This window comes from Legionella sp. PATHC032 (assembly GCF_026191185.1).
Taxonomy (GTDB): domain Bacteria; phylum Pseudomonadota; class Gammaproteobacteria; order Legionellales; family Legionellaceae; genus Legionella.
This window is the reverse complement of the sequence record NZ_JAPHOV010000001.1, coordinates 3356199-3379205: the sequence shown is the minus strand read 5'-3', so window position 1 is coordinate 3379205 and position 23007 is coordinate 3356199. Positions and strand designations below refer to the sequence as shown.

Sequence of the window (23007 nt, the reverse complement as noted above, 5' to 3'; positions counted from 1 at the left end):
AAAATAACTCCTAAATTAAACAAGGGTGGTAAAAGAATACTTAAAACTATCTATCCACAGTATTAAATATTGCCATTGAAAGTACCTGATCAGCAAGACAATTAATAAAGATTAATAACAAGAATTTATCAATTGGTATTTTTTTTTAAAATCTAAAAAGATTTCAATCTATATGTTATCTGAACAATCAATAAATTATACCCGGGTTTAAAGAAAAGGAAAAGTTATCCACAAAGCCATAATAGAATCTTCCTCTTAATATTCATATTAACAGTAAATTAATTTAAATAAGATCAGAGCTTTAGCAATGAATAGAAATATAATCAAAAATTGATTAATTAAAGTTATTTCCTAAACAATTTCCCAACATCAACAAGCCAATTTAAATACAATCAGTATTTATTGCAATTATTTTGAATATATTTTTTTATGGATAAGTACAGTTCAAATGAGTGAAAAAGAGAAAATAACTTATGCGTAATATTGACAGGATAAATAGACAACAAATAAATCACAATAAAACACAGGAGTTACAAACATAGTTTAGAACAATATAAGTTATTAAAAATAAAGTTATTTTTAAAAATATCCACAAGAGGTGATGTATATATAATAAAAATAAATTTAAAAAATATATAAAGTTAATACTATTACGAGCTGTAAATAAAAATTTACACAAAAAATAATCAATTATTCAAATTGACAGTTGAAAAAAAGTTATCTATCATTGCCAACCTCATAAATTTAGAAGCAGGGTCATCATGAAACGCACTTTTCAACCTAGTAATTTAAAACGTAAACGCGATCATGGTTTTCGTTTAAGGATGTCTACTCGTGCTGGTAGATTGGTTATAAAAAGACGTCGTGCTAAAGGTCGCAAGCGTTTATCAGCTTAAGTGTTTGTATTTAAAAAAGCGCAACGGCTATTAAAAAAAAATGATTTTGATTTCGTGTTTGAAAATGCGAAAAAAATAACTACAGATGACTTTATTTTCCTTTTTAGAGAAAATAAGTTAGGCTATGCTCGCCTTGGATTAGCATTGTCAAAAAAAATGATAACTAAGGCTCATGACAGAAACCGTATTAAACGGCTGCTTAGAGAAAGTTTTCGTCAAACTAACTTGCCTGCTGTAGATGTAATCATTTTGGCAAGACCAGGTCTAGCAAAGAAAACCAATTTAGGTATAAATACTAAATTAAATAAAACATGGGACAAATTAAACTCATGCTACGGCGAATAGTTTGCTTACCAATAAAAATGTATCAGTATTTTATTAGCCCTTTGATAACACCGTGTTGTCGCTATTATCCAAGTTGTTCAGAATATGCTGACAGTGCGATAAAACATTATGGCGTAATCAAAGGTATATTGATGGCAGTTAACAGATTGTCTCGTTGCCATCCATGGTCAAAAGGTGGCTATGATCCTTTATTTCCTAACGATAAGAATTGAGAATATTTAATGGATATACGACGTATAGTTTTATATATGGCGCTTGCGCTTATTGGTTTATCACTTTGGAACGCTTGGCAAATTGATTATCCAGTCAAACAACCAATTGAAGATAAGACTGCAAGTAAACTAACATCAGATGGGCATTTGTTACCACAAATAATACCGTCTAATGTAGAATCTAATGCTGAACAAGCCATAACATTGAAAGCAGAGGAACAAGCGAGCAGCAGTAAACAATTGATTCAGGTTAAAACTGATGTTTTGGATGTCGACATTGATTTAAGAAATGGAGATATTGTTAAAGGTCTATTGCTTGATTATCCACTAAGTGTTGAAGATAAAAATAAACCATTCCCTCTCTTGCAAAATCAGACCAGCGAGAGATACGTAGCGAACAGCAGCCTTTTTGTTTTAGATGGCCAAAAACCGCAATCATTGGATTTTGATTTTACATCGGAAAAAGAATATTACGAATTGAAACCGGATCAAAACCAGCTGATAGTCACTCTAAATGGTAAAAGCGAAGACGGTTTGGATGTGAAAAAGGAGTTTGTTTTTACAAAAGGAAGTTATTTAATCGAAGTCAATTACAAGATAGCCAATACTGGTAATACGTTATGGAAAGGATATTTTAATACTCAATTATTACGTAGTTCTCCCAAAGAAGACAAATCAAGCATTTTTCACATTGGCTCATATACAGGTGCTTCCTTTTCAAATCCTGGCAAAAATCGTTACCAAAAAGTTAGTTTCAGTGACATGAGCAAATCTAACCTGGATGTGGATGCAAAAGGTGGCTGGATTGCTATGCAACAACACTATTTTTTGAGTGCTTGGGTTCCCAGTGCGGATAGTGAAAACAAGTTTTATACATTAGCTACGGACAAAGATTATACTATTGGAGCGGTAAGCCAGCCTATTACTGTCAAACCAAAAGAAGAGAAAGTGGTAGGATCCAAATTATACATAGGGCCAGAAATTACAAGTGTTTTAAAGGGAATATCCCCATCTCTGGATTTAACGGTGGACTATGGTATTTTGTGGTTCTTGTCTTCATTATTATTTTCTTTAATGAAGGCAATTTATACTGTTGTTGGGAATTGGGGCTGGTCAATTGTCCTTGTAACTGTTCTTATTAAATTAGCTTTTTATCGATTATCCGCTACAAGTTATAAATCCATGGCTAGTATGCGAAAGCTGCAGCCTAAATTGCAAGCTTTGCGTGAGCGATATGGTGATGATAAAGCCAAAATAAGCCAAGCGACCATGGAGCTTTATAAACAGGAAAAAGTAAATCCTTTAGGTGGCTGTTTACCTATATTAATTCAAATTCCGGTTTTTATAGCGCTCTATTGGGTTTTACTGGAAAGTGTTGAATTAAGACAAGCTCCTTTTATATTCTGGATAAATGATTTAGCTTCAGCGGATCCTTACCATGTTCTTCCATTAATCATGGGAGCAACCATGTTGATTCAGCAGAAACTCAATCCAGCACCAGCTGATCCAATGCAAGCTAAGGTAATGATGTTTTTACCCATATTATTTACCGGACTGTTCTGGAATTTTCCTTCTGGTTTGGTTTTGTACTGGATTGTGAATAATACTTTGTCAATATTACAGCAATGGTATATCACCAGAAAGTACTCAGATGAAAAGCCAGCTAAAAAGGTTGTTGTCACAGTAAAATAAATGTCATTAGATACCATTGTTGCTATCGCTACCCCGCCAGGACGAGGCGGGGTAGGAATCGTAAGAATATCAGGTCCAAATGCCTATGCTATAGCCCTTTGCTTAAATGGGAACAAAGCATTGCAACCACGTTTAGCTACATTTTGCTCCTTATATAAAGCAAATAATGAAGTCCTTGATCAAGGACTGGTTCTTTATTTTAAAGGTCCTCATTCTTTTACAGGCGAGGATGTTATTGAAATCCAAGCGCATGGTTCCCCTGTGGTTTTGGATTTATTAATTAAAGAGTCTATAGAAGCAGGGGCAAGGCTAGCCAAGCCTGGTGAGTTTTCTGAAAGAGCATTTCTTAACGATAAAATTGATTTAATTCAGGCAGAAGCCATAGCTGATTTAATTCAAGCCAGTTCAGATACTGCGGCTCGTATGGCTTTAAAATCACTCCAAGGTGATTTTTCTAAAAAAATAAATCAATTGAATGAAGAGTTAATTTACTTACGCATGTATGTTGAAGCCGCTATCGATTTTCCTGAAGAGGAAATTGATTTTCTTAATGATGGAAATGTCAGTCGATTACTACAAAGAATTATTGGGCGATTAAAAGAAATACGTTCACAAGCGAACCAAGGAGTATTGTTACGTGAAGGATTATCTTTGGTTATTGCTGGCAGACCCAATGCAGGAAAATCAACCTTAATTAACAACTTGGCGGGGCGAGATGTTGCCATTGTTACTGAAATTGCTGGCACTACTCGAGATATTATGCGAGAACATATCCTATTAGATGATATCCCTCTGCACATTATTGATACGGCAGGATTAAGAGACAGTGATGATCTGGTGGAGAAAGAGGGAATAAAACGTGCTTGGCAAGAGTTGAAGAGAGCTGATTGTGTGCTTCTGGTGGTAGACATCAACAATCCGGATCAACAAAGTTCTCTGCTTAATGAGTTGAGATTAACATTACCCAATAAAATACCTATAATCACGGTATACAACAAAATTGATACCACTAAACTTTCAGCGAAACGTGATGAACATACGGTTTATTTGTCTGCAAAAACCGGTGAGGGAATGGATGAGCTGAAAAAAGTAATCAAACAAGTGGTTGGATATCAACCAACAGAAGGTCAATTTTTAGCTCGCAGACGACATCTACAAGCATTAGATGAGGCAAAAGCTTTGCTACTAAACGGACAAACACAGCTAACAAATTATAAAGCTGGAGAATTGTTGGCTGAAGATTTACGGTTAGCTCATCAGATTTTATGTGAAATTACTGGCGAATTCACTTCAGACGATTTACTAGGAAAAATTTTTTCCAGTTTTTGTATTGGAAAATAGCGATGATGCAAGGCAGTCATCATGTGAGTTTTCAATTATTCTTCTTTTGAATGCAGTAAAACTGTTATTAAATATCATTTGATAGTGTACTTTATTGGACCAATAAGTCTGTCCTTTTAACTTCAACACTAGTCAAACGAACCAGCCATTCTCTTGATGCATTTATATGCAAATAGCAGTCTGAGTTACAAAAATCAATGTGTAAAATAATAATACAAAAAAGCTTGTCAAAATACATATCAAATGGTAACGTATTATTGTAAAACTTCCTGTGTAATTTTTGTGAGTTCTTAATATGGTCTACTCTAAACAAAGTGCTGCATTTCGTAGGGATAAACAACAATTTTTTGCCCAAATTCCAATGGATAGCAAACTGGACATAAAAATTGTAACAATTGATGATCGAGTAAACACAATAGATTACACTTTTTTGCTACGACACAAGCAGGATTTAGAAGCTGAATTTACACAAATGTTTAATGTGCTACAGCAGCAAGACGATGAAAATAAGGAAATTTTCTGGCTGTATTGCTACTATTGTGCGTCCTTGCTGGAAGCCTTTTACAAAGCTTATTCTCAAAACGGTAAACAAGCTGAATACGCTAAAATAAAACAAAAAATAAAAGACCATTTAAACAAGGTCAGTGTTCAAGAGGAAGAATCCGGTTTTATTCAATCTTTGTATGATTCCTTTCTTGGCGGTTTTCGCAATTTAATCAGCTCTCCATTGCATGCTTCCAAAATCAGGGATTATGTTGCCTATTCCAACTTGTGTCGTATCTATTGGGCGTTTTGCCGTTTGACTTTAACTAATGGATTGAGTGTAGCTCGAGACCTGAAAATTATTGAGAAGTTGGATGCTATTTTAGGAACTCATACTGATGTCGATAAGATTATTTCAACTCTTCAGGCACCCACCGGGGTTATAAATTACTTTAGTGTTGGTTTCTTTTTGATGCGATTAATAATCGATGGGGGTATGCTATTAAGACATACTTTTTTCCCTACTGAATTGGAAAAAGGTGCGGAAAATGGTTGTGAAATCCATCAAATGGATTATTTGCCAGGCCCTGCCAGTCTCGAAGATTATAGAAACAGTTATATTCTTGTTCATGAAGACAATCAAGAAGTAGCGCTTTATTACATTCCTAGAAGTGGTAAAGCAGAAAAATTAAGTATTAAAGAAAATAGCAAACTAAAAGATGCTTTATTGAAAAAAATGAACAAGGACACATCCCTTCGTTTGAACTCAACTGAAGTAGAAGAGATAATCACTCAACAAACAGGACATGTTCCTGAGGTGACTTCAGCATGGGATAGATTTAAACATGAGCTCTACAAACGACACTGTAATTTTGCCAATGACTTTGTTTGGGCTACAATCAACCTGCTTACCAATTTTAACCATCTTTTCAATATTCCCGGCCCTGTAGCAGGGATGATCACTTCTGTTTTTCTTGGGTTCGACGTATGCATGGCTTTATATAAGTGTAACTTAGCCAAACAAGAGTATTTGATCAAGAAAGCTCAATATTTACAGGAAATAGAAGACTACAATAATCCGGAAAAATTCAAAAAAATGACTCCTGAACAGCGATTATTGCATGTAGAGATGCTTAATAAGCAACTTAGAGAGCTTGAAATTAATTATAAAACTCAGGAAGCTACTTTCTACTTTGTTGCCGCTGCCGCCGCCTTATTGATGATGGGATTTACTGCATCAATGCTGGTAAGTCCACCTCTATTAGTCGTTGGCTGTTTTTTTGCCTGTACTCTTGCTGTTGCAATGTATCTTTCTACGGGAGCTTATTCGAAATATAAGGAAAAAAGTTTGTATTTGGAAGAGGCTCAATTGACAGGTAAAAACCTTCCAGTTGCTCTTAAAGAATATGAAGCCGCGCGAAATGATTTTATTTTTACCATGGTAAAAAATACGGTCATGCCTATAGTCTTAATTACAACATTTGCTATTTGCTGGCCTGCTGCCATTGTTTTAACGGCTATGTATATTGGTTATGAAATCTTCCATGCTTACGACCAGCACTCTGAAGCAAAAGCGGCCAAGCAATTGGCTTTAGTAGCCGCCCCTTCAGAGGAAAAAGATGGATATATGGCCTTGGCTACTTCTCCCAATTAGGCTTCAGGGTACATTGCTTTGATGGCAGCGATATCTTTTTCACTTAACTGAGTTCGCTGCCCTATTTCAACTCCATCAATTAGGGGTATGATAGTTGCTTGACCATTCTTGGAAAAAGCAAATCGGCCGTAATGCATAATGGATCCATAGTCGTATTCACCAAAATCTTTTCCATCGGTTAAATGTTGATCAAAATTAAATTTATGATCTTCATCAATATTTTCCCAGACAATACGAATATATTGATTTCTGTCTGATCGGGATTGCTCATGCCACATTCCCAAGGCATGTCCTATTTCATGCACCGTATTCATGGTAGTACATCTTGGCGCCAAATTGATTTCTTGCTTCCCTCCCTGGCGTCCAACATAGGAAGAGCAGGTTGTGCCTTCTGCGGGGATAAAGGAAATGTAATCACGATAATCATAACGATTTTTAGAGGTCAATTCGACAAACTCTATATTCGTTTTTTTTTGCCAATGATCTATTGCTTGTAAAATGGCAAGCTTGTTTATAAAAGGTAAATTTTCAGCAATTTCATAAGGGATAACACCATTTGGCCAACGTGAACCCCCGACTTTTGGTGTAATAACAGCACCCTGGTTTTTAAGATTCGCCGCCCTACCAATCAAAATATCACCTTCCACTACTGCAAACTCTCCAACTTGTTCATAGGTGATGGTACGACTGCCCATTACCGGATCAGCTACTGTGATTTGATTGAGATTAATTGCATAAGAAGAGGAGAAGCATAATGAGGAATAAAACAAACTTGCAATCCATGATTTAGTTTTCATAAATAGTCCTTAAGTCAAAAAACCAAAGACAGTTTAGGGGAAAGAGGTAGTGGATTCCAGACCTTTTTATATAGTTTGTTGGCTCTTAATCATCTTAAAGCAAGGACGTCTTTATAGAACGTCCTTAATCGATGATTATTACGAGAACTTGAAACTGGCTATAAGAACTTGGTAATGAGAACGTGGATGTAATATTCAGTTTAAATATTTTTACAAGGTGTCGGTGTAATTTCGCTAACCTGAGTACTATCTCCATTTTCATTAAAGAATTTTAAATGCCATTCTGGTTTTTTATTTTTCCTTTTTGTTGATGAATTTGGTGATTTATCTTCTTCAGGCATCCAAGTTATTTGAGCGACATCCTTAGCTTTCTCAATTTTATGTGTTTGTTCTACAATCTCTTTTTTCAGGGTCGCTATGATACCTTTAGGCATAATATTTACTTTTTGTTTTCCGTCTTTATCAAAACTATAGAGATTACCTTTTCTGTCTATTCCATATCGATGATTAAAAATTCCCTTTAAAGTTTTGCAGACTGTTGTAAACATGTAATATTCATTGCTACTGGCTCTGCTGGGACGTATTAGAAAAGGTAATTGTTTTTTATTCAATTCACTTTCCGCATTGTTAATCCTGGAGACAAAGAATTTGCAGGAACGCAACTGAGAGCATAAGCTTTTTTGTTTATTCTCTCTTGTATCCGAAGAATGAGAGGAGTTTGTTTTTTTAGTCATTGGAGTAAATAATTCAGAGGGACTTGTTTCAGCTGCTTTTTCCCCATTTTCTTGATAATCAAGGTTGTTATTTTTTTTCTCAGTTTGGGATTTCCATGGAATTTTGCTGAGATTCTCCGTTTTTTCAATAATCATTTTTGTTATAACTATTTCTCTTTCTAATGCTGCAATTATACCTTCAGAATCAATGTCTATTTTTTCAATTTGTGAATCAAAAAATTTATAAAGTTCGCCTTCCGTATTAATACCATATCGATTTGCAAAGATTCCTTGCGAGGTTTTGTAAACGGCTGTAAACATAATGTAACCAGAAATTTGGGATTTACTTTTGCGAATTACAAAAGGAATTTTCCTTTTGTCAAGACAGCTAACGACATCATCAGGATCTGAAACAAAGAACTCATGTTCTAATATTTGGCGCACGGCAGGTATTTCTGAAAATTTGTCATTCTGGCTTATTGTTTCCGCAAACGCATCAAGATTATACACATACTCATGCATGTCTTTGACTATTTGCCGGTAATTCTTGTACGGACGTCCGGTTCCCTTTATGCTAGCGTATGAACTGACATTACTGCCGTCATAATGGTTTAAGCGTAAAGTAACTCCATGAGGAATCATATAAGAATAATTTATAAAATACTTTTTTAAAGTGGACAAAATGTCATCTTTGTCATCAATAAAATTAAAAACTATATCTTCATCAGGATAATCATTTCTGATTTTTTGTATTTGTGCAAAAAGGAGAATTCTTTTAAAGGGATCTAATTTTGCATGCCAATTTTCATTATAATCGGGGTAAGGAACATGTTTATGTTGTAGTTTTTTATTGTCTAACCATTCAATATTTAACACTTCATCCATAATTCGATTAAAGGTCGTTCCATACTCAAGATCTCCAGTGATATCGGGTAAGAGCGTTTTATCCAATTCAACCTTGAGATAATCGCATAGTCTTTGTAATGCTAAACAAAAAGATCCTCTAAATAGTTTTTTTTTCTCGAAGAGCGTTAAGTTGTTCCATAAACATGGATTGTCGACTGGAGCCGTTAAAAACGATGATTGGGTGCAATTTATTTTTTGCAATTTCATGCTGGATTTTTTTTATTAATGGTAAATTTGTATAAATGACTGCTTTACCTGAAAATTTTTCAGAGTCAGGAGCGTCATCGTATTCTTTTCTTAAAACACACTCATCACCATCAATAGAATAACATTCTAGAGTCATTTCAATACCTCAAGATAATTTAATTCATTTGTAAAAAAAGATGATTAGCAGGACATTAATTTGAACTAAATGATTGAGAAATACTTAAGAATGGACTTTAATTATAGTTGTTTTGGCAATATGTTATTGCGTGTTATTTTGATGGAAAGAAGCCTGATTAACTTAAAATACTTATCTCAATAATATCCAGCTATTTTGATTTAAGATTGACTAAGTTTACCAGTCCTCCATTCACTTACATCAGACACGATGCGCTTCTTAAGTGAATAATTAATTGACTGGTAAATTTTAATTTATTTTTATTAAGGAATTATTAAATAGAGAGAAAATTTTGTGTAGCTATTGTTCAGGTTAGTTAATCAGATTAGCCCAAATTTATTGCAAACAAGAGTATGCCTGGCTTATCTGGTTATTTGAATAATTATTATATCCCTAATTTCATGAACAATAGCCAATGAAGCAACACTATGGTAGGAGAAAATTATGCGGAATCATTAATCAATAGAGGCCGCTATTTTAATTCCATTAGAAATGTGAAAAACTGGATTTTTGTATTGTTTAGTAAAATAATCCTTTAGTCTTGAAATGAATTAGTGAGAGATAGGATGACTCGAAGTCAATTGATTTTGGCTATTTTGGCAGGATTGGTCATAAGTATTGACAATATGATTAGTATCGTTGCGTTTTCCTCACTTATTTACCAAGGTGCATTAGAAATTTATATTCCGCTGGTCATTAATATATTGGCTATTTCAGTAATTATTATAAGCGCAAATTATTTGTTTATGTCTTCCCCTCCTTATGCCATCGCTCAGTTGCAAGATGAAGCAGCAATTTTGTATTCAGCCATGGCATTAGTGATCATTAAATCGATGCCATCAGGCTCTACAAACGAAACCATCTTTATTACGATTCTGTTTCTTCTTGGGGTCACAACCTGTTTAACTGGGTTGTCATTTTATTTCGTTGGAAAATTCAAGTTTGGGAATATTATCCGTTATCTGCCCTATCCTGTAATTTGTGGATTTATGGCTGCGACAGGCTGGTTGGTTTTATCAGGAACATTTGCATTATTAACTGGTAAAGCACTACATCAAAATTGGCTCATTTTTTTTCATAAAGAAGAAATATTATTGTGGGCGCCAGGTTTTATTGCGGGAATAGTCGTTTATATTTTCAAAGAAAAGCTAGGTTATCGATACGCGCTGCAATTGATGTTTATTTTTCTTGTTATTTTATTCTATACCCTTTTTTATATTTTTAATTTGGAATATTTGGTAGACCCAACAGAAGGATATGTTTTGGGACCTTTCAATCAAAGCCATATTGATTCGCTTCTAAAACCTGAAATATGGCAAATGATTCATTATCCATTCTCAATGACCTTATTGAATTATGCAGGGTTGGTTATACTGGTAAGTTTTATTGCCTTGTTATTAAATGCGAGTAGTTATGAATTGATAGTTAATAAGCAATTGGATTTGAACAAGGAACTTCGTACAGCGGGTATGGGCAATGTATTAAGTGGATTGGTTGGAGGGATGATTGGTTATTTGTCTTTGTCAGCATCTACTGTTGCAAAAGAGTATGGCGGTGCTCGTATTATCGGGGTGATGGCTTTTGTTCCCATGTTGCTTATTTTGTGCTTTGGCGCCGTGGTCGTTGAATGTTTTCCGAAAATGGCTATCGGGTGTTATTTGTTTTATATCGCTTTCTGTTTTCTATCTGAATGGTTGATCAATACCTGGCGTTTATTAAATTTAAGTGAATATTTAATCGTTTTGCTGATATTGGTTATTGCTATTGTCTTTAATATGATTACGGCGGTTGCTATAGGAACGGTTATTTCAATTTTTATCTTCGCTTTTCGTTACAGCAAAATAAATCCGGTTAAGTATTTGTTTTCCGGAGCAGATTATAATTCTTCTTTTGAGAGAAATCCTATATCTCAATCTATTTTATCGACACAGGGAGATGAAATTCAGTTTTTGAAGTTGCAAGGATTTCTTTTTTTTGGCTCTATTTACAGGCTACTTCAGCTAATAAAAAGTATACAGAAAGCTCGATATATCATTTTAGACTTTGAGCTTGTCTACAATATCGACTCATCCCGCATTATTTTAATGAAAAACTTAAAGCTCCATGCGGAAAAGAATAATATTTCCTTTGCAATTTGTTCATTAAAGCCCATTGTTTATCATGAGTTAATGAAAACCAATTTATTACAATCGAAAACCAATTGGCTTAAAGTCTTTACTGATCAAGAATCAGCTTTAGAGTGGTGTGAAGATCAAGTTATAGAAAAATATACAGAAAATATAAATATTGAAGAAGTAACACTTGAGAAACAGTTACTTTATTTGGGTTTTTCCTCTGAACTGGTCGCATGGATTAGTGAAAAGGCTTCTATAAAACCTTATAACCCTGATGATATCATTTGTCATGAAGGAGAGGAGTCTACCAGTGTTTACTTTATCCATCGGGGAAAGGTTTCAGCATTTGTTGGTGATAAACGCGTACTTGTTGTGGGTTCAGGAAATGTATTAGGTGAAATTGCCATGTACACTCATAAGAAACGTACCGCAACATTAATAACCCACGAAAAAACCATTGTTTATGAAATTGATTTGAAATCAATCCAAGATCTCTCTAAAAATAAACCGTTGCTCTTGGCTCAATTTCATGTATGTATGGCCAAAATTTTAGCAAACCGTCTCTCGGTACTAAATAAACGGATAAAAATTTTTGATACCACAGCCATTTTGCAATAAAAATTATGAAAATATTCTTTTTTGCAAAAACATAAAAAGGAGCAATCTTTATGTTGCTTTTAAATTTGTTCCAATTCTTTTAACTGGATTCGATAGGCAATGACTCTTTTGTCCATGATGTAATGCCAGAGTGGTGGAATTAAAGCAATGATGATCATTCCGAGATACCCTGAAGGAAGTTGAGGGCTTTTCTCCATATGGCGTAAAATTTGATAAGGGCGTGCGCCATGGGCATGATGATCCGAATGCCGTTGTAAGTGAATTAGTAGTTGATTGCTAAGCCAATGATTAGCGTTCCAGGAATGATTTGGATTTACCTTTTCATATTGGCCATTACTCAGCATTTTCCTTTCTAGCCCATAGTGTTCAATATAGTTAACAATTTCTAATGTCAGGATGGCAATGAATGATTGTAATAAGAAAAATGATAAAGCAATTAATCCGCCAAAAATGAAACAGGTTACACCAATGATTAATGGAAAAGTAAGTATCCACCAAAAATTATTATGTAAACTCCAAAGGGGATAGTTTTTATGTGATAAACGCTTTTCTTCTAAAAGTAAGGCGGATTGAAACGAACCTAATAACGTTTTTGGTAAAAATTGATATAAATTTTCACCTAATCGAGCTGTGGCAGGATCATCAGGCGTTGCTACTTTAACATGATGGCCTTTGACATGCTCAATAAAAAAATGGCCATAGCAAACTGTTACTAATAAAACTTTACTCATTAGTTGTTGCAATTTACTGTTTTTATGCATCATTTCATGAGCAAAATTGATGCCTACACCACCTGAGATAAGTCCTAGTGACATGGTAAATCCTAACCATTCATTCCAAACCAAATCTTGAGTACTCACTATATAGATTCCACAAGCAATGATGGCTACTTGTACAGGCACATAAGCACAAGTAATGTATTTAAAGAATTTATCTTTAAGGAGTTCTTGTTCCTGCTCCTTTGTTGGATTTACCGAATCATGAAGAAAGGCATCGATTAATGGAATAAAAGCAAAAACGATTAAAAAGGGTAGAAAACTGTACCAGCCTCCTAAATATAAAGAAACAAAGGGTAATGGGACAAGTAAATAGACCAGTAAAAAGCTGTATTTCTTTAAATCATCCATTTTATAATTCCAAAAATAGCCTAATATAGAAACAATATAGTTTAAAAGACGATGTCCTTGCTTGGTCTTGGAGGACAAAAAAAGGTCATTTAGGGACAATGTTATAGGAATGAATGCTCAATATTGTTTTTTAGCTCTCTTTTAATTTCAATGCTTCTTCATAGAGCTGATTTTTATTGGCATTAGTCAATTTGCATGCTATAGCTACAGCCTGCTTTAAAGGCAACTCTTCCAGCAATATCTTGAGCAATTCTTCATGCGAATGGAGGTCTTTATTTGTTGAGCGAGGTGGAAAAATCAAAACAAACTCACCTTTGGTATTGCCGGGTTCACTGAGTAGCCAGTCTTTAATTTCTTTTATTTTTCCAGATACAAATCGTTCAAAGGTTTTGGTTATTTCTTTTGCTAAAACAAGTTCATAATCTTGGCCATAGATCTCTGCAATATCGTCAAGGCTGTCTATGATTCTATGAGTTGATTCATAGAATACTAAGGTATAAGGCACTGACTGCGATGATTCCAGCGCATGTTTTCTGGCACTTTGTTTGGCCGGAAGAAAACCTAAAAAGGCAAAAGAATCGCAGGGTACCCCTGCAGCACTTAACGCGGCAATTAAAGCACATGCGCCAGGAATAGGTACAACAGGGATATGGTGTTCATGGGCCTGTTTCACCAAAGGAAATCCAGGATCGCTAATCAAGGGCGTTCCTGCGTCACTGATTAGTGCGATTGATTTTCCATGGAGCAGTTGATCAATTATCTCCTTACTTTTGTTCGCTTCATTATAAGCATGCAACGAAGTTAAATTATTGTTTATTCCTAGCGAAGTCAATAATTGTTTGGAATGGCGTGTATCTTCAGCAAGGACTAAATCAACGTTTTTCAATGTATTGAGAGCCCTGAAAGAAATATCTTCACGGTTTCCTATTGGAGTAGCAACTACGTAGAGGGTTCCTAAATCTGTTGCTAGAGTGTTTGTCATAGTTTATCCTCTTGCGAAAAGCAAATTTGGCAAATTAACATGTTAATAAAACAATTAAAACTTCGCATGTTCTTAGTGTTGGTATCTCTTTTTTTGCTTTGCCAATGCACAAAAACAGTTAACTCAACTGAGCCTGTAATTACAGTTAACAAAAAATTAAAAACCCCATATTCATTGCCTATTGCAGCATACCTGGCTATGGCCAAGAGTCAAGAAGGCCATGAAAAGCAAAGCGCATTGATTTCAGCAGCTGGCCGTTTAATTACTGATGGGCAGTGGAAGCAAGGAACGGCTATTTTAGCACAAACTGGGGAATTAACGACTGAGCAGGCTAATGAAAAGAATCTTTTACTGGCAAAAGTCGACTTTATGCGTGATAAGCCCAGAGATGCCTTAGCCAAGTTAGCTAGAATTAAAGAGCCTGAAAGGCTCTCATTATACAATCAAATCCAATTTCACGAACAATTGGCGAAGTCATTTCGGTCTATTGGTAGTTACTCTGAATCAGTTAGTGAGCGTATTAAATTGGAATCATTGCTCCCTGATGAAGAAAGTCAGGTCAATAATCGACGAGCTCTGTGGTTGACTTTAACCAGTTTACCTCAAGCGGAGCTGAATACGATGTCTCTCGAGGCTGTGGACAAATCAGAAATGCAAGGTTGGTTACAGCTGGCCGCTATTTCCCGTAAGTATAGAAATAACTCAAAGTCATTATTGGCTGCGTTGGATCAATGGCAAATGCATTTTAGTAATCATCCAGCAAATCAGATTTTGCCTAATCCCTTAGACAGCATATCAAGTAAATTATTAACCCCACCTAAACAGGTCGCTTTATTATTGCCTTTAAGCGGTCCATTATCCGGACCGGGTAATGCTATACGGGAAGGCTTTATGGAAGCCTATAAGGCCAACAGGGGAGATGAGTCAACAAAAATTAAAGTTTATGATACAAGCAAGGGTGATATAACGAACACATATCGCCAAGCTATTTCTGATGGTGCCGAATATGTTGTTGGTCCTTTAACGAAAGCTCAAGTCGCTACCATCGCATCAATAGAGCATCCGGTTCCTACCCTATTGCTGAACGATACGGATACCAGTACTCAGAACAATTCCTATTCCTTAGGCTTATCCCCGGTTAATGAAGCGATCCAGGTTGCAATAAAAGCAAGAAGCAAAGGTTACAAAAAAGCGCTAATTATTGCTCCCAATAATGCCTGGGGTGAAGAAGTAACGAAGGCTTTTACTAATCAGTGGAAAAAAGATGGGGGAATGGTTGTTGATTCTCTTCGATACGCAGCCAAGCAAGATTTGAATAAGAGCATGAAAGATTTTTTACAAATCACTAAAAGCCAGGAGCGTGAGAAAAAATTAAAACAGGTATTAGGGTACAATGTCCAATCGACTACTAGCCGAAGACAGGATTTTGATATGATATTTTTATTAGCATATCCTTCAAAGGCACGCCAAATTATGCCCTTATTAAAATATTATTATGCTGGAGATGTTCCAGTGTACGCCACCTCAAGTGTTTATGGAGGGAGTGCCAATGCTTTGAAGGATAAGGATTTGGATGGGATCATTTTCTGTGATATGCCTTGGGTATTCTCCCATCAGATGGGAGCGAAAAACTGGCCTGAACAATTCAATAGCTATAACAGGCTTTATGCTTTAGGTATGGACAGTTATACCTTGGCTACTCAATTAAACCAACTGATATTATTTCCAGCTGATGGCTCTAACGATTCGACAGGTATTTTATATTTAAAACCGACTCAACAAGTAGCCAGGGTACTTGAATGGGGGCAATTTAAACAGGGTTTGGCCCATTCACTGGGAGATACCGTTTAATTTTAACGTGAGCCAAGATAAACAATGACCCGAGAAAAAGGAAAGCTTGCTGAGCAATTGGCTTTAAATTACCTAAAGGAAAATGGTCTTGAATTAGTAATCCAAAACTATCGTTGTCGTTTGGGAGAAATTGATTTGATTATGCGTGAAGGGCATTATCTGGTTTTTATAGAGGTTCGTTCACGCTCAAATAGAAGTTTTGGTGGAGGGATTGCCAGCATTACTTACGAAAAGAAACAAAAAATAATAAAAACAACATCTCATTATATGATTAAGTATCGAATACAAGATAAGTTTCCCATACGTTTTGATGTGATTAGCATAGATGGAACATCAAACAAGATTACCTGGTTGAAGAACGCATTTGATGCAGGATGCTAGGAACATAATGAATAGAAGGTTTTTAAATGATTCAGTTAGAAGAAAGAGTAAGACATCTATTTGGTGTCACAATAGAAGCAAAAATATCAGCAGCTGATATGTTGTCGGATTCAATAGCTAAGGCAGGGAAGTTGCTGGTTAATTGTTTATTGAATGATGGCAAAATATTCATTTGCGCCAGTGGAGGTTCTAGTGCCAATTGCATGCATTTTTCCAGTTCGATGCTAAATCATTTTGAAGTGGAAAGACCCTCTTTACCGGTTATTAATTTAAGTGCTGATGCGTCTTGTTTGAGTTCATTTGCCGATGAACATCATTTTGGTCAAGTGTTTGCAAGGCAAATTCAAGCCTTAGGACAGGAGCAGGATGTATTGCTTTTACTAACTACGTCAGGCAATTCTGATAGCATGTTGCAAGCTCTTCATGCAGCAAGTGAACGCGGCATGGATACGATTGCACTCAGTGGCCGGGATGGAGGCGTTTTGGCGAATCATATGGGGCCAGAAGATATAGAAATAAGAGTAGCATCAGACAGTACTGCATTGATAAGAGAGCTGCACTTGTTCATATTGCATTGTTTTTGTGATTTAATCGAGCAATCTTTGTTTGGGCAAGTGTTAGGATAAAAAATGAAAATGAATCTAAAATTTAAATCTATCGTTGTGATGATGATTGGCGCTTTACTAACCGGTTGTGTTGCTGTGGTTGTTGCAGGTGCAGCAGCGGGTATGGTTTATGATAGAAGAAGCGTGACTACCATGGAGGCAGATGCTCGATTATTTCATGTGATTCATAAAGCCATCATCAAGGATCCTCGATTTAGGCACTCTAGAATTCTTGTTACCAGTTTTAACCGGGTGGTATTACTGGTTGGACAAACCCCCGCTGCATCATTACGCGTTCTAGCCGAGCGGATCGCTCAAAATGCCCCTGGAGTAAAAAGGGTTTATGATGAAATAACAGTTGATAATCCCATTCCTTTGACTCAACGGACGAAAGACAGTTGGATTACCAGTCAAGTTAGAAGTAACATGTTGACTAAAAAAGGACTTGAATCGGGTTCTATAAGGATAGTTACTGAAAATGGAGTGGTCTATTTGATGGGAATTGTTTCTGATGAGCAAGCATTGCTAGCTGTTGATGTGGCCAGACGCGTTGCTGGAGTGAGAAAAGTCGTGAAAATATTCCAATATATACGTTAGCATGTTTAAACAGGGATGTTTTATACTAATAGTCTTTTCCTTAGCAAGCTGCTTATCAGGTTGTCTCGGAGCTCTATGGACTGGAGCAACCCTGGCCTATGACAGGCACAATGTGTATAAAAAACTAGACGATTATAATTTAATAATAGCCCTTAATGATGTTTTAGCTGTCAATCGAACATTTAAAAATTCAGAGACAGTATTAGATATTGCTGTGTTCAATAGAGATATTTTAATAGCAGGACATGTTCCGTCCCAAGAATTATACGATGAATTACAACAACGTCTTAATAAAGTTAAAGGATACAGGCGGTTATTTAATCGAGTAATTATCAATAGAATTCCATCCAACTCTATTCAAGACAGTTGGATTACCACGAAAATCCGCAGCCAAATTTTTGCGGATTCTTCAATCGATCCCAACGCTTTTAAGGTGGTTACTTCTGATCGTATTGTTTATTTGATGGGTGATGTTCAGACAGATCAAGCTGAAAAAGTGATTAAAATTGCAAGGTACACAGATGGTGTTCAGAAAGTAATAAAACTTATGCGTTATTATACCTATCAACTCAGTACGAATATGGCCTGATTAGAATCAGGCCAATAGCTGCACGTCCAATCCAGGAAGTGGCTAACCTGGGAGGATAAGTATACTGTATCAATGGAATCGACCTTTATCCAGTCGTTTTCGTATTTTTCTCAAATTAAACTCGCGTAACAGCCCTGTAGAGCCATTTACAATACTTTCTTCGTCTTTATTGTTCGTTTGATTACAAGGATGAGATCTGCAATGTTGTCTGTATGAAAGGTGATTTTTATTGTGCTTGTGTGAAAGCCCATCGCTATAGCGATTGCTCATTTTTTCTTGCAGCCTGGCTGCTGTATGCTGAATTTTCTCTGACATTTTTTAATCCTTAGGCGAGGTTAATTAGTAAATCGCTTAACATGTGAATAATGCTAAACCCTACATTACTATTATAGCTCGTAATTTGAATATCAACGTTGATTATTACAATTGTTTAATTTATAATTCGCGCCGTGAAAGTTAGGTGAATATGTGAACAAACAGCTGAATAAGCGTGGAATCACGCGATTGTGGCTGGCGCAGTTAGGAGTAACTATAATCCTTGCTGCCCTTTGCGCAATTTTATTTGGTGCCAATGCGGCCAGTTCTGCATTGCTTGGTGGACTGGTTTGTATTATACCAAACGCTTATTTTGCTATTAAACTGTTTAAGCATCAAGGTGCGAGAGCTGCGAGGCAAATAGTTAATAGTTTTTATAAAGGTGAAGCGTTAAAAATAATATTGTCCATGTTCCTGTTTGCATTAGTATTTTTATTATGTAGGATCACACCGGCAGCGTTTTTTGCATCATACATTTTGGTTCTTATGACGCATTGGTTTGCCCCATGGATTATTGTCAATAAACAGAATAGGCCAAAAAGTGACTGAAATGGTATCTAGCACAAACTATATTAAACATCATTTAACGTACCTTACCTATAACGTAAATGATATGACACTCGGTTCAAGTGGTGGTTTTTGGACATTGAACCTGGATACAATCTTCTTTTCTATAGGCTTAGGTCTAATTGTTTTAGCAATTATGTATCTGGCCGCAAGGAAGGTAACAACTGGCGTTCCTGGAAAGTTACAAAATTTTGCCGAACTTATGCTCGAATTTGCTGATAATCAGGTTAAAGATTGCTTTCATGGGAAAAATAACTTAATAGGCCCATTGGCATTAACTATCTTTATGTGGGTATTCCTCATGAACTTTATGGATATCGTACCAGTAGATATCCTTCCTGTACTTGCCCAGCTAGCCGGTATACACTACCTAAAAGTTGTACCAACTAATGACTTGAATTTGACTTTTGGATTGTCACTTTCCGTATTTTTTCTGATAGTTTTTTACAGTTTGAAAATAAAAGGCGTTAAAGGTTTTGTTAAAGAGCTCACCCTGCAGCCTTTCAATCACCCACTATTCATTCCATTTAATTTATTGTTAGAGTTGGTAGGGCTGATAGCTAAACCAATTTCCTTGGCACTGCGACTTTTTGGAAACTTATACGCTGGCGAATTAATATTTATTTTGATAGCCTTGTTAACCTTAAATGCAACAACGTCATCATTAATTAGTACTATGACACTGGGTACGGCGCAATTTATTCTTGCGCTCGCCTGGTCCATTTTCCATATATTAGTGATAACCTTGCAAGCATTTATTTTTATGGTCCTGACTATAGTTTATTTAAGTTTGGCCCATGAAGATCATTAACCGATTTAATTATCATCATCCATTGTAAAGGGGATAAAATATGCAAGCTGCTGAATTAATAGCACAAGTTCAAAGTATGACCGTCATTGCGGTTGCCTTGTTGATAGGTTTAGGTGCACTAGGCACAGCCATAGGTTTCGGATTGCTAGGCGGTAAATTTCTTGAGGGCTCGGCTCGTCAACCCGAAATGGTACCTATGTTACAAGTTAAAATGTTTATTGTAGCTGGTTTGCTTGATGCGGTAACCATGATTGGGGTAGGTATTGCATTATTCTTTACCTTTGCTAACCCTTTCCTAAGCAGCCTGGGTTCTTGATAACACATAAATAGGGCGCTTCGCGCCCTCACTGTTACAGGAGAATATACTTTGGATATTAATTTAACATTAATAGTTCAAATGTTGGTTTTTGCCGCGTTTGTACTGTTTACTATGAAATTAGTTTGGCCTCCGTTAGCAAAAGCTCTCGAAGAAAGGCAAGACAAAATTGCTGATGGATTGGCTGCTGCTGAAAGAGGGCGCAAAGAGCTGGAGTTGGCTCAGCACCGTGTAAAGGATGAATTAAAACAAGCCAAGGCTCATTCTGCGGATATCATTGATAAAGCCAATAAACGAGCATCAGAGATTATTGAAGCAGCGAAAGAGGCCGCAAAACGCGAAGCTCAAATTCAAGCAAAACTTGCGCAAGAACAAATTGCTCAACAAGTAAATCACGCCAAAGAAGAACTGCGAAAACAAGTTGCAAAACTGGCTATTACTGGGGCAGAGAAAATTTTAATGCGTGAAGTGGATGCAAAAGCGAATAGCGAACTGTTAGATAACCTTATTGAAGAGATTTAAAATGTCTGATAGTACCACTATAGCCAGACCCTACGCAAAAGCGATATTTGAACATGCTTTAGCAGAAAATAAACTGAGTGAATGGTCAGAATACCTTGCCGTGTTGGCCCAAGTTGTTTTAACTCCTCAAGCTTCTCAGTTTATTGCTAATCCGGCATCAACAGATGAACAACAAATTGAACTTCTCATTGAGATATGTGGTTCAAAGTTCAAGAAGAATGATGCATTGAATAATTTAATCAAGCTATTAACAACTAATAAAAGATTGATGTTGTTGCCAGAAATTAAAGCCCTTTATGAAGTATATAGGGCAGAGCAAGAAAAAATACTGGAAGTTGATGTGGTCAGTTATTCCGAATTGACTCCAGCGCAGCAACAACGGTTGAGCGAATCCTTAAGTCAAAGATTATCACGTAAGGTTTCTTTAAAAATAAGTATTGATCCCTCCTTGCTTGGCGGAGCGCTAATTCGAGCAGGCGATTTAGTTATCGATGGTTCAGTTCGGGGCAAGCTTAATATGCTTGGCACCAGCTTGGCCGCTTAATTTAGAGGATAGTTTCCATGTCAGAACAAGTAGCGTTAAATCCTTCTGAAATCAGTGAATTAATCAGAAAGAAAATAGATCAATTTAGTGTGGTTTCTGAAGCACGAAATGAAGGTACTATCGTTAGTCTGAAAGACGGTATCGTACGACTGCATGGTCTTGCCGATGCTATGGCAGGTGAAATGATAGAGTTTCCAGGCGGAGTCTATGGCTTGGCTCTTAACCTTGAGAGAGACTCTGTTGGTGCTGTAATATTAGGCGACTCATCCACATTAGCTGAAGGGCAAAAAGGAAAATGCACAGGCCGCATTCTGGAAGTTCCAGTTGGAAGAGGTCTCTTGGGACGTGTTGTTGATGCGTTAGGAAATCCTATTGACGGAAAAGGTCCGATAGACTCATCCGGTATGTCTCCGATAGAAAAAGTTGCTCCTGGTGTAATTACGCGTAAATCAGTAGATCAGCCTGTGCAAACAGGATTAAAAGCAATCGATGCGATGATCCCTGTCGGAAGAGGCCAACGAGAGCTTATTATTGGTGACCGCCAAACTGGAAAAACTGCCATTGCTATTGATGCGATTATCAATCAAAAAGGTACTGGTGTTAAATGCGTTTATGTGGCAATTGGCCAAAAGGCTTCATCGGTCGCATCTATTGTTAGAAAACTAGAAGAGCATGGTGCTCTTGAACATACTATTGTTGTGGTAGCAGGAGCCTCTGATTCAGCAGCACTTCAATATATAGCGCCTTACGCAGGCTGTACCATGGGTGAATACTTCATGGAGCGCGGCGAAGATGCATTGATTGTTTATGATGATTTAACTAAACAAGCATGGGCATATAGACAGATCTCCTTGTTATTACGTCGACCACCAGGCCGCGAAGCATATCCTGGTGATATCTTCTACTTGCATTCTCGCCTATTGGAAAGAGCAGCAAGAATTAATGCTGATGAAGTAGAAAAATTAACTAATGGCGAAGTAAAGGGTAAAACCGGTTCACTGACGGCATTACCGATTATCGAAACACAAGCGGGAGATGTGTCTGCCTTCGTACCAACAAACGTAATCTCCATTACCGATGGTCAAATATTCCTCGATGTTGACTTATTTAACTCGGGAGTTAGACCAGCAATTAACTCTGGATTGTCTGTTTCACGGGTTGGTGGTGCTGCACAAACTAAAATTATGAAAAAGCTCGGTGGTGGTACTCGTCTTGCTTTGGCACAGTTTCGTGAGTTAGAAGCATTCTCTCAATTTGCTTCCGATCTTGATGATGCAACACGTAAACAACTGGAACGTGGCCAACGTATTACTGAGCTGATGAAGCAAAAGCAATACTCCCCGCTTACAGTGGCTGAAATGGGCGTAAGCTTGTTTGTAGTAGAAAAGGGATATTTGGACGATGTGCCTGTAAATGAAATCAGTTCGTTCGAAGCTTCATTGCACGATTACATGCGCAGCACTCATGCCGCTTTATTGCATGCTATTAATGAAGCTGGTGCTTATGATAATGAAATCGAAGCAAAACTGAAAAAGGCAGTAGAAGAGTTCAAGAACACAGGCAGTTGGTAAAGTATAGTCTCAAGGAGTTAACTCCTTGAGGCACAAAGGCCATTGTATCAAAGTAATGGCCTCTAAAACTAATTAA

24 protein-coding genes are annotated in these 23007 nt (G+C 36.6%); 18 read left to right on the top strand and 6 right to left on the bottom strand.

The window, feature by feature from the left end:
* Positions 1-761: 761 nt before the first annotated feature.
* The 6 genes from rpmH to OQJ02_RS15055 all read left to right on the top strand — a co-directional run bounded on the left by rpmH (position 762) and on the right by OQJ02_RS15055 (position 6623).
* Entirely contained in the window at positions 762-896 is a 135-nt protein-coding gene (gene rpmH / locus OQJ02_RS15080; RefSeq protein WP_010948689.1) for a 50S ribosomal protein L34, read from the top strand.
* Positions 897-1241, top strand: a complete 345-nt coding sequence (rnpA, locus tag OQJ02_RS15075; protein ID WP_265719773.1) for a ribonuclease P protein component — start codon at positions 897-899, stop codon at positions 1239-1241.
* Entirely contained in the window at positions 1208-1453 is a 246-nt protein-coding gene (gene yidD, locus OQJ02_RS15070) for a membrane protein insertion efficiency factor YidD (protein ID WP_265719772.1), read from the top strand. Before rnpA ends, yidD begins: the two co-directional genes overlap by 34 nt.
* Before the next feature lie 9 nt (positions 1454-1462).
* Positions 1463-3145, top strand: a complete 1683-nt coding sequence (yidC, locus tag OQJ02_RS15065; RefSeq protein ID WP_265719771.1) for a membrane protein insertase YidC — start codon at positions 1463-1465, stop codon at positions 3143-3145.
* On the top strand, positions 3146-4486 hold the full coding sequence (gene mnmE, locus OQJ02_RS15060; RefSeq protein WP_265719770.1) for a tRNA uridine-5-carboxymethylaminomethyl(34) synthesis GTPase MnmE: 1341 nt from the start codon (positions 3146-3148) through the stop codon (positions 4484-4486).
* 295 nt (positions 4487-4781) lie between these two features.
* Positions 4782-6623, top strand: a complete 1842-nt coding sequence (locus tag OQJ02_RS15055; RefSeq protein ID WP_265719769.1) for a lpg3000 family Dot/Icm T4SS effector — start codon at positions 4782-4784, stop codon at positions 6621-6623.
* Here the strand turns inward: OQJ02_RS15055 and legP are convergent.
* The 3 genes from legP to OQJ02_RS15040 all read right to left on the bottom strand — a co-directional run bounded on the left by legP (position 6620) and on the right by OQJ02_RS15040 (position 9382).
* Positions 6620-7420, bottom strand: coding sequence for a Dot/Icm T4SS effector LegP (gene legP, locus OQJ02_RS15050; protein ID WP_265719768.1), 801 nt, complete (start codon positions 7418-7420; stop codon positions 6620-6622). The two genes, OQJ02_RS15055 and legP, sit on opposite strands and share 4 nt — an antisense overlap.
* Before the next feature lie 200 nt (positions 7421-7620).
* Positions 7621-9084: a hypothetical protein gene (locus OQJ02_RS15045; protein ID WP_265719767.1), complete on the bottom strand. Its 1464-nt coding sequence runs from the start codon at positions 9082-9084 to the stop codon at positions 7621-7623.
* 52 nt (positions 9085-9136) lie between these two features.
* A complete protein-coding gene (locus OQJ02_RS15040) occupies positions 9137-9382 on the bottom strand; it encodes a hypothetical protein (RefSeq protein WP_265719766.1) in 246 nt (81 codons plus the stop codon).
* A gap of 605 nt (positions 9383-9987) precedes the next feature.
* On the opposite strand from OQJ02_RS15040, the gene OQJ02_RS15035 reads away from it, so the two are divergent.
* A complete protein-coding gene (locus OQJ02_RS15035) occupies positions 9988-12153 on the top strand; it encodes a SulP family inorganic anion transporter (protein WP_265719765.1) in 2166 nt (721 codons plus the stop codon).
* A 59-nt stretch (positions 12154-12212) separates the two neighbouring features.
* On the opposite strand, the gene OQJ02_RS15030 is transcribed toward OQJ02_RS15035, so the two are convergent.
* Complete coding sequence (locus tag OQJ02_RS15030) at positions 12213-13280, bottom strand: alkane 1-monooxygenase (protein ID WP_265719764.1); 1068 nt, start codon at positions 13278-13280, stop codon at positions 12213-12215.
* A gap of 130 nt (positions 13281-13410) precedes the next feature.
* Positions 13411-14262 (bottom strand): 16S rRNA (cytidine(1402)-2'-O)-methyltransferase, encoded by an 852-nt coding sequence (gene rsmI / locus OQJ02_RS15025; protein WP_265719763.1) that lies wholly within the window; start codon positions 14260-14262, stop codon positions 13411-13413.
* Between the two features lie 39 nt (positions 14263-14301).
* On the opposite strand from rsmI, the gene OQJ02_RS15020 reads away from it, so the two are divergent.
* Genes OQJ02_RS15020 through OQJ02_RS15000 form a run of 5 tightly spaced genes read left to right on the top strand, consistent with a single transcriptional unit; the run spans position 14302 to position 18285 of the window.
* Complete coding sequence (locus tag OQJ02_RS15020; RefSeq protein ID WP_265719762.1) at positions 14302-16113, top strand: penicillin-binding protein activator; 1812 nt, start codon at positions 14302-14304, stop codon at positions 16111-16113.
* Positions 16114-16137: 24 nt separating this feature from the next.
* The gene (locus OQJ02_RS15015) at positions 16138-16494 is read left to right on the top strand and encodes a YraN family protein (protein WP_265719761.1); all 357 of its coding nucleotides are present in this window, start codon (positions 16138-16140) and stop codon (positions 16492-16494) included.
* Between the two features lie 29 nt (positions 16495-16523).
* Entirely contained in the window at positions 16524-17120 is a 597-nt protein-coding gene (locus tag OQJ02_RS15010; RefSeq protein ID WP_265719849.1) for an SIS domain-containing protein, read from the top strand.
* A gap of 3 nt (positions 17121-17123) precedes the next feature.
* The gene (locus OQJ02_RS15005) at positions 17124-17696 is read left to right on the top strand and encodes a BON domain-containing protein (RefSeq protein ID WP_027223098.1); all 573 of its coding nucleotides are present in this window, start codon (positions 17124-17126) and stop codon (positions 17694-17696) included.
* Position 17697: 1 nt separating this feature from the next.
* Positions 17698-18285: a BON domain-containing protein gene (locus tag OQJ02_RS15000; protein WP_265719760.1), complete on the top strand. Its 588-nt coding sequence runs from the start codon at positions 17698-17700 to the stop codon at positions 18283-18285.
* A 69-nt stretch (positions 18286-18354) separates the two neighbouring features.
* On the opposite strand, the gene OQJ02_RS14995 is transcribed toward OQJ02_RS15000, so the two are convergent.
* Positions 18355-18600: a hypothetical protein gene (locus OQJ02_RS14995; RefSeq protein WP_265719759.1), complete on the bottom strand. Its 246-nt coding sequence runs from the start codon at positions 18598-18600 to the stop codon at positions 18355-18357.
* 153 nt (positions 18601-18753) lie between these two features.
* On the opposite strand from OQJ02_RS14995, the gene OQJ02_RS14990 reads away from it, so the two are divergent.
* The 6 genes from OQJ02_RS14990 to atpA are packed head-to-tail and all read left to right on the top strand — an operon-like array spanning position 18754 to position 22931.
* A complete protein-coding gene (locus OQJ02_RS14990; protein WP_265719758.1) occupies positions 18754-19149 on the top strand; it encodes a F0F1 ATP synthase subunit I in 396 nt (131 codons plus the stop codon).
* Position 19150: 1 nt separating this feature from the next.
* Positions 19151-19978, top strand: coding sequence for a F0F1 ATP synthase subunit A (gene atpB / locus OQJ02_RS14985; protein WP_265719848.1), 828 nt, complete (start codon positions 19151-19153; stop codon positions 19976-19978).
* 40 nt (positions 19979-20018) lie between these two features.
* Positions 20019-20294, top strand: a complete 276-nt coding sequence (gene atpE / locus OQJ02_RS14980; protein ID WP_010948671.1) for a F0F1 ATP synthase subunit C — start codon at positions 20019-20021, stop codon at positions 20292-20294.
* A 51-nt stretch (positions 20295-20345) separates the two neighbouring features.
* On the top strand, positions 20346-20816 hold the full coding sequence (locus OQJ02_RS14975) for a F0F1 ATP synthase subunit B (protein WP_010948670.1): 471 nt from the start codon (positions 20346-20348) through the stop codon (positions 20814-20816).
* A 1-nt stretch (position 20817) separates the two neighbouring features.
* Entirely contained in the window at positions 20818-21360 is a 543-nt protein-coding gene (locus OQJ02_RS14970) for a F0F1 ATP synthase subunit delta (protein WP_265719757.1), read from the top strand.
* A gap of 17 nt (positions 21361-21377) precedes the next feature.
* Positions 21378-22931: a F0F1 ATP synthase subunit alpha gene (atpA, locus tag OQJ02_RS14965; protein ID WP_265719756.1), complete on the top strand. Its 1554-nt coding sequence runs from the start codon at positions 21378-21380 to the stop codon at positions 22929-22931.
* The last annotated feature ends 76 nt before the right edge of the window (positions 22932-23007 follow it).